Here is an 8,536-nt window from a genome sequence, read left to right on the forward strand (position 1 = left end):
CCATGGCAACGTCACCTGACCAGGTCGTCGAGGCGTTGCGTGCCTCACTGCGCGAGAACGAACGGCTGCGCCAGCAACAGCAACGGTTCAGCGAACCGGTCGCGATCGTCGGCATGGGCTGCCGGTTCCCCGGTGACGTGCGGTCGCCCGCCGACTTCTGGCGCCTGCTGACCACCGGCGCCGACGCGATCTCGGCCTTCCCGGACGACCGTGGCTGGCGCCCGGACGACCTGGCCGCCAGTCACACCCGCGAAGGCGGATTCGTCTACGACGCCACCCGGTTCGACCCGGAGTTCTTCGGGATCTCGCCGCGGGAGGCGGTGGCGACCGATCCGCAGCAGCGACTGCTGCTGGAGGTCGCGTGGGAGACGTTCGAGCAGGCCGGGATCGATCCGTTGTCCCTCAAGGGAAGCAACTCCGGGGTGTTCGTCGGGTGCAGCAACCAGGAGTACGGCGCCGGCCTGACGAACGTCCCGGAAGCCGTCGCCGGCCACCTGCTCACCGGCAACGCCGGCAGTGTCGCATCTGGACGGTTGGCATACACGTTCGGCCTTGAGGGGCCGGCGATGACGATCGACACGGCGTGCTCGTCGTCCTTGGTGGCGTTGCATCTGGCGGTGCAGGCGTTGCGGCAGGGGGAATGCACGCTGGCTCTGGCCGGCGGTGTGGCGGTGATGGCCACGCCGGCCGCGTTCCTGGAGTTCAGCCGCCAGGGTGGGATGGCTGCCGACGGCCGGTGCAAGGCGTTCTCCGACGACGCGGACGGCGCCGGATGGGGCGAAGGCGCCGGGCTGTTGCTGCTTGAGCGGTTGTCCGACGCCCAACGCCATGGTCACCAAGTGCTTGCTTTGGTTCGTGGGTCGGCAGTCAACCAGGACGGCGCCTCCAACGGTCTGACCGCGCCGAACGGCCCTGCCCAACAGCGGGTGATCCAGGCGGCGTTGGCCAATGTCCGAATGTCAACATTCGACATTGACGCGGTCGAGGCGCACGGCACCGGGACGTCGCTCGGCGATCCGATCGAGGCCAATGCCCTAATGTCAACATTCGGACATCGTGACCGGCCGCTGTGGCTGGGGTCGGTAAAGTCGAACATTGGACATACCCAGGCCGCCGCCGGGGTCGCCGGTGTCATCAAGATGGTCATGGCGCTGCGCCACGGGGTGCTGCCGAAGACACTGCACGTGAACCAGCCGTCGTCACATGTGGACTGGGCGGCGGGAGACGTACGGCTGCTGACCGACGAGACGCCGTGGCCCGACCGTGGTGAGCCGCGACGAGCCGGAGTGTCGTCCTTCGGCATCAGCGGGACGAACGCGCACGTGATCCTTGAGGAAGGGGAATCTCACGGTACCGGAACGGGCGACACACCGTCCGGGAACGCGAGATACGCCGGGGTGGTGCCGTGGGTGGTTTCGGGGCGGAGTGTGGGGGCTGTTCGGGATCAGGTCGAGCGGTTGCGGGTTGTTGCTGGGGATCCGTTGGATGTGGGTTTCTCGTTGGCTTCGCGGTCGGTGTTCGAGCATCGCGCGGTTGTGGTCGACGGGGTGGCTGAGATGGGGGTGGCTCGGCGCACTCGGACGGCTTTCCTGTTCACGGGGCAGGGTGCTCAGCGGGCCGGGATGGGGCGGGAACTTTACGCGGATTTCCCTTTGTTCGCCTCGGTTTTCGATGAGGTGTGCGGGCATTTCGAGCCGGGGCTGAAGGACGTGGTGTTCGGGGATTCGGCGGGGGTGGATCAGACTGGGGTGGATCGCACGGGGGCTCAGGCGGGGTTGGATCGGAGCGGGTTGGTTCAGCGGGAGTTGGATCAGACTGGGTGGGCTCAGCCGGGGTTGTTCGCGGTTGAGGTGGCGTTGTTCCGGTTGGTGGAGTCGTGGGGCCTCAGGCCGGATGCTGTGCTGGGGCATTCGATTGGGGAGTTCGCGGCGGCGCATGTGGCTGGCGTGTTCTCGTTGGCGGACGCGTGCCGATTGGTGGCGGCTCGCGCGCGGTTGATGCAGGCGTTGCCATCCGGTGGGGCGATGGCCGCGTTACGGGTGTCCCCGGACGAACTCCAGTTGGATGAGCGGGTGAGCATCGCGGCGGTGAACGGTCCGTCGTCGGTGGTGATTTCCGGTGATGAGGACGCGGTGCTGGAATTGGCGGAGCGCTTCGACGGGAAACGCCTGAATGTCAGTCACGCGTTCCATTCGCATCACATGGACGGCATGATTGCGGAGTTCCGCCGGGTTGCGGAGAGTGTGCGGTTTGAGCGGGCTTCGATTCCGGTGATGGCGGCCGCCGGTGGTGACGTGTTCGACGCGGAGTACTGGGTTCGGCAGGTTCGGGACACTGTGCGGTTCCATGAGGGTGTCGAGGCGCTGAAGGCCGAGGGTGTGGGGCGGTTCGTGGAGGTCGGGCCGGGCGGGGTGTTGTCGGCTCTGGTCGACGGGGTCGCGTTGATGCGGCGGGACCGGCCCGAGGTGCACACTTTGATGTCCGCGGTCGGTCGGTTGCATGTGGACGGATTCAGTCCGGAGTGGACGAGGGTTTTGGCCGGCGGGCAAAGGATCGACCTGCCCACGTACCCGTTCCAACGCGAACGGTACTGGCTGGAGGACGGCTGGCGGAAACAACAGTCGGCTGTGGACGGACGGCAGTACGAGGTCAGCTGGACACCCTTCGACCTCCCCGCAACCTTGCCGGCGGGAACCTGGCTGGTCGTTGCCGCAGACGGAGACGAGACGGCCGCCGCAGTCACCCACGGTCTCCGTGCCCACGGCATTGAAGTCACCTCCGACCGGGAAGCCCAGGTCGACGGTGTGATCTCGCTCCTCGGACTACTGGCGACAGTCGAACTGTTGCAAGCGGGGATCGAGGCCCCACTGTGGTGCGTCACCCGAGGGGCGGTGTCGACCGGACCTGGTGATCCGCTGCGTGATCCCGACCAGGCCATGCTGTGGGGCCTCGGCCGGGTGGCGGCGCTGGAGTATCCGGACCGGTGGGGCGGGCTCGTCGACCTGCCGGCGAACGTCGACGAGCACGCGATCGCCCAGCTCTGCTCGGTGCTGTCAGGCGCCGAGAACCAGGTCGCGATCCGCAATACTGTATACAGTCGACACTTGGTTCCGGCAAAGGTTGAGCCAAAGGACGGCTGGCAGCCACACGGCACTGTACTGGTCACAGGTGGAACAGGGGCTGTAGGCGCACATGTGGCGCGTTGGCTGGCCAGCGAAGGTGTAGACCACCTTGTCCTGACCAGTCGACGTGGCTCGGACGCGCCAGGAGCGGCGGAGCTGGCGGACGAACTGACTGGCATGGGCGTGCGGGTGTCGATCGTCGCGTGTGACGTCTCGGATCGGGAAGCCCTCGCTCAACTGCTGGCGGACGTTCCGCCTGACGCGGTGATGCACGCGGCCGGTGTACTCGACGACGGCACGCTGGATACCCTGACACCGGAACGTTTCACCACGGTCCTGAGATCCAAAGTGGACTCGGCGAGGCACTTGCACGAGCTGACCTCGGTGCCGCTGGTGATGTTCTCTTCGATCGCGGGCACGCTCGGCTCGGTAGGTCAGGCCAACTACGCGGCGGCCAACGCCTATCTGGACGCGCTCGCCGAGTACCGCCGAGCACTGGGCTTGAAGGCGACGTCCGTCGCATGGGGACCGTGGGCCGGCGCAGGGATGGCGAAGGCTTTCGAATCCCGGCTGCGCCGTTCCGGCCTGTCGCCGCTCGATCCCGGCCGGGCCGTCCAGGCGTTGAAACAGGTCCTCGCCGCGGACGTCACCTGTCTCGCCATCGCCGACATCGACTGGAGCCGCTTCACCGACGAAGGACCGAAGCAGCGGCTGGCCGAACTACCGGTGGCCAAGCGGGAGCGGACGCTGGTGCAGCTGGTACGTAAGCAAACGGCCGCCGTGCTCGGCTATGCGGACGTGGACCGGGTGGACGTCACCAAGGCGTTCAAGGACCTCGGATTCGACTCCTTGATGGCCGTGGAACTCCGCAACGGCCTCAGTGCCGCCACCGAACTGACGTTGCCGTCCTCGATGGTGTTCGACCACCCCACGCCGACAGCTCTTGCCGGCCACCTGCTGGGGGAGTTGTTCGGGCACGACGCCCCGGCCCCGGCCCCGGTGGCCACGGCCGACGACGAGCCGATCGCGATCATCGGCATGAGCTGCCGGTATCCCGGTGGTGTCCAGTCGCCGGAGGACTTGTGGGACCTGGTGGCGGCCGGCGGTGACGCCGTGTCCGGGTTCCCGACCGACCGCGGCTGGGACATCCCCGACGGAGCGTCCTATGTGTACGAAGGTGGATTCGTGCACGACGCCCCGCTGTTCGACCCGGCATTCTTCGAGATGAGCCCACGTGAGGCCCTGGCCACCGATCCGCAGCAGCGGCTGCTGCTGGAGGTCGCCTGGGAGGTCTTCGAACGCGCCGGAATCGCCCCGGACTCGGTACGCGGCAGCCAGACTGGAGTGTTCGTCGGCTGCGCATACCAGGGTTACGGTTCGGCCGCCGACATTCCGGCCGAGCTGCAGGGGCACGCTCTCGTCGGCAGCTCCGGCGCGGTCGCGTCCGGCCGCCTCTCGTACACGTTCGGGCTGGTGGGTCCGGCGATCACGGTGGACACCGCGTGCTCGTCCTCGCTGGTGGCGTTGCACCTGGCGGTCCGGTCGCTCAGGTCGGGTGAATGCGAGATGGCCCTGGCGGGCGGCGTGACCGTGATGTCCACTCCCGGGGCGTTCGTCGAGTTCAGCAGGCAACGAGGACTGGCGCCCGACGGCCGCTGCAAGGCGTTCTCGGACGACGCCGACGGCACGGCCTGGGCGGAAGGTGCTGGTGTACTCCTCGTGGAGCGTCTGTCCGACGCGGTCCGCAACGGGCACCCGGTGCTGGCGGTGGTGCGTGGGTCGGCGGTGAACCAGGACGGCGCGTCCAACGGACTGACCGCGCCCAGCGGACCTTCCCAACAGCGGGTGATCAGGGCGGCACTGGCCGATGCCCGAATGTCACCATTCGACATTGACGCGGTGGAGGCGCACGGCACCGGCACCACGCTCGGCGACCCGATCGAAGCCCAGGCGTTGCTCGCGACCTACGGCCGGGATCGAGACCGGCCGTTGTGGCTCGGTTCGGTGAAGTCGAACATCGGCCACGCGCAGGCCGCGTCTGGCGTGGCGGGTGTCATCAAGGTCGTCATGGCCATGCGGCACGACATCCTGCCCAGGACCCTGCACGCCGACACGCCATCGTCCCATGTGGACTGGACGGTGGGTGATGTCCGGTTGTTGACTGAGCCCGTTCCGTGGCCCGCTGGGCAGCGAACCCGGCGCGCGGCGGTGTCCTCGTTCGGAATCAGCGGCACCAACGCCCACACCATCATCGAACAAGCCCCGAACACCCCCGAAGAGCCCGTCGAACCCCGCAAGCCGGGACCGTGGCTGCTGTCCGGACACAACGCGTCGGCACTGCGTGAGCAAGCCGCTCGGCTCATGTCCTATGTAGACCGCGATGACGTCGGATACTCGTTGGCAACGACACGATCCCACCTGACGCACCGGGCGGTCGTGCTCGGCGACTACAAGGAAAGCCTGCGGGCACTCGCGAAGGGCACGACGACACCCCTGGTTATCCATGGACAGGCCGGATCCGACGCCGAGACAGCGTTCCTGTTCACCGGCCAAGGCGCCCAGCGTGCTGGCATGGGTCGCGCGCTGTACGAGGAGTTCCCGACGTTCGCCGAAGTGTTCGACGAGGTGTGCGCGCGTTTCGACCGGCCGCTCAAAGACGTCGTCTTCGAAGGTCGGGACCTGGATCAGACCGGCTGGACGCAACCCGCGCTGTTCGCGTTCGAGGTGGCGTTGTTCCGGCTGGTGGAGTCGTGGGGGATCGTTCCGGACTACCTGTTGGGGCACTCCATCGGCGAACTGGCCGCCGCGCACGTCGCCGGAGTGTTCACATTGGACGACGCCTGCCGGTTGGTCGCGGCGCGGGGCGACCTGATGCAGGCGTTGCCGCAAGGTGGCGCGATGGTGTCCCTCAAGGCTTCTGAGGAAGAAGTCACGCCGTTGCTGTCCGACCGGGTGAGTATCGCGGCGGTGAACGGACCGTTGTCGGTGGTGATCTCCGGAGGCGAGAGCAGTGCTCTCGCAATTGCCGAACGGTTCGAGCACAAGCGGCTGCGCGTGAGCCACAGTTTTCATTCGCCGTTGATGGACGGGATGCTGGCGGAGTTCCGGCGGGTTGCTGAAAGCTTGTCGTACCAGACTCCGCAGCTGCCCTTGGTGTCCACAGTGACCGGTGGGTTGATGGCCGAGGAGATGTGCTCGCCGGAGTACTGGGTGCGTCAGGTCCGAGAGCCCGTCAGGTTCCTGGACGCGTTGCGCTGCCTGGAATCCGAGGGAGTGACGCGGTTTGTCGAGATCGGCCCGGACGGTGTGCTCACCGCCATGGCCCGCGACGGCCTCGACCAGGAAGCGATCACGATCCCGTTGCAGCGCAAGGACAAACCGGAACCAGACGCGCTGATGGCCGGCCTCGCCAAGCTGTACGTGACGGGGACGACACCGGACTGGCGGGCGGTCTTCGGCCAGGGCACCCGGGTGGACCTGCCGACATACGCGTTCCAACGCGAACGGTACTGGCTGGAACCGGCCGGGCAGCCGGACGGCGGGGTGGCCGGCTGGCGCTACCGGATCACATGGAAGGCCGCTCCGGAGCCCACCGGGCGGGCGGAGGGGCGGTGGCTGGCGCTCGTGCCGCCGAACCAGCCCGAGTGGATGGCAGCGGTGGTGAGGCCGTTCGAAGTGGTGACGATAGACCCAGCGAGCGACCGAGCCACGATCGCGGAGCAGTTCAGGACGGTCACCGCCGGATCACCAGCGACTACCGGTGTCGTGTCCTTCCTTGCCGCCGACGAGCGGCCACACCCCGAGTATCCCGTTGTTCCATGCGGTGTCGCGGCCACCCAGCTGGTGGCACAGGCGTTGGGCGACGCCGGAGTCACCTCGCCGCTCTGGCTCGTCACCCAAGGCGCGGTGTCCCGGCCGGTGCAGGCGCAGATCTGGGGCCTGGGCAGGGTGATCGGCCTGGAGCACGCCGACCGCTGGGGCGGTCTCGTCGATCTTCCGGACACAATGGACGATCACGTGATCGACCGACTACTCGCAGTGCTCACCGGCAACGAGGACCAGGTGGCGATCCACGAGGAGGGCACGCTGGTCAGGCGGCTCGTGCCGGCGCGGCGCGGCGACAAGGTCCGTGACTTCGTCCCGCGCGGCACTGTGCTGATCACGGGCGGCACCGGAGCACTCGGCGCGCAGGTCGCTCGCTGGCTCGCCCGCGCCGGAGCTGAACACCTCGTGCTCACCAGCCGCAGCGGGCCGGAGGCGCCTGGTGTTGACGAGTTGACCGCTGAGTTGACCGCGCTCGGCGCCCAGGTGACCGTGGCCAGATGCGATGTGGCCGACCGCGCTGACCTGACCGCGTTGCTCGCCGGTATTCCCAAGGTCAACGCCGTAGTGCACGCGGCCGGCGTGGTGCAGGCCGGGATGCTCGCGGACACTGATCTCGGTGGACTGTCGGATGTTCTGTCCGCGAAGGTCGCCGGCGCCGCGAATCTAGATGAACTACTAGACAATGACGGTCTGGATGCCTTCGTGATGTTCTCGTCCAGTGCGGCCACTTGGGGCAGCGGCGGCCAGGCCGGTTATGCCGCCGCGAACGCGTACCTGGACGCCCTGGCCGAGCGTCGCCGTGCCCGTGGGGTGCCGGCCACGTCGATCGCCTGGGGTGCCTGGGCGGGCGGGGGCATGGCGGCTGACGCTGACGGGTTGCGGCGCCGGGGAATACGCGCGATGGCACCAGACCGGGCGTTGACCGCCCTGAAACAGGCTCTGGACGACGACGAGACCGGGCTGACCGTGGCGGACGTGGACTGGGCCCGGTTCGTGCCCGCGTTCACCGCAGCCCGGCCACGTCCCCTGCTGGACGACCTGCCCGAGGCGCGACTGCCCGAAGTCGAGACACCCACGGACAATCGACTCGCGGAGCGACTGGCCGGGGTTCCGGCGGCCGAACGGCATCGCATCCTCGTCGACCTGGTCACGGCCGAAGCCGCGGCCGTCCTCGGGCATCGCACACCGGACGGTGTGGACGCCACCCGGTCGTTCAAGGAACTCGGGTTCGACTCGTTGACCGCGGTCGAGTTGCGGGACCGGCTGACCGTCGCGACCGGCTGTCCGGTGCCCGCCACGGCCGTGTTCGACCACCCCACGCCGGCCGAACTGGCGCGGGTCGTCCTGGCCGCGTTGGGCGAGCGGCAGCACGAACCTGTGCTGACCGAACTGGACAAGCTTGAGACCGCGATTTCAGCGTTTTCCCCAGATGATGACGTTCTCGGCACAGTGACCGCCCGTCTTCGGGCCATGCTGTCGAAGTTGGATGCCGACCGGCGCGAGCCGGCCGTCGCCCAGCAGCTGGCATCGGCGACGGACGACGAGATCTTCGAGTTCATCAACAAGGAGCTCGGCCGCTCGTAAGAGAG

1 protein-coding gene is annotated in these 8,536 nt (G+C 67.9%); it reads left to right on the plus strand.

Annotation, left to right across the window (positions count from 1 at the left end):
• The first annotated feature begins 2 nt into the window (after positions 1 to 2).
• Positions 3 to 8,531 carry a type I polyketide synthase gene (locus EV192_RS52075; RefSeq protein WP_132126267.1) on the plus strand — a complete coding sequence of 2,843 codons (8,529 nt, stop codon included), beginning with the start codon at positions 3 to 5 and terminating at the stop codon, positions 8,529 to 8,531.
• Positions 8,532 to 8,536 lie beyond the last annotated feature (5 nt).

The sequence above is a fragment of the Actinocrispum wychmicini genome (assembly GCF_004345645.1).
GTDB classification, from domain to species: domain Bacteria; phylum Actinomycetota; class Actinomycetes; order Mycobacteriales; family Pseudonocardiaceae; genus Kibdelosporangium; species Kibdelosporangium wychmicini.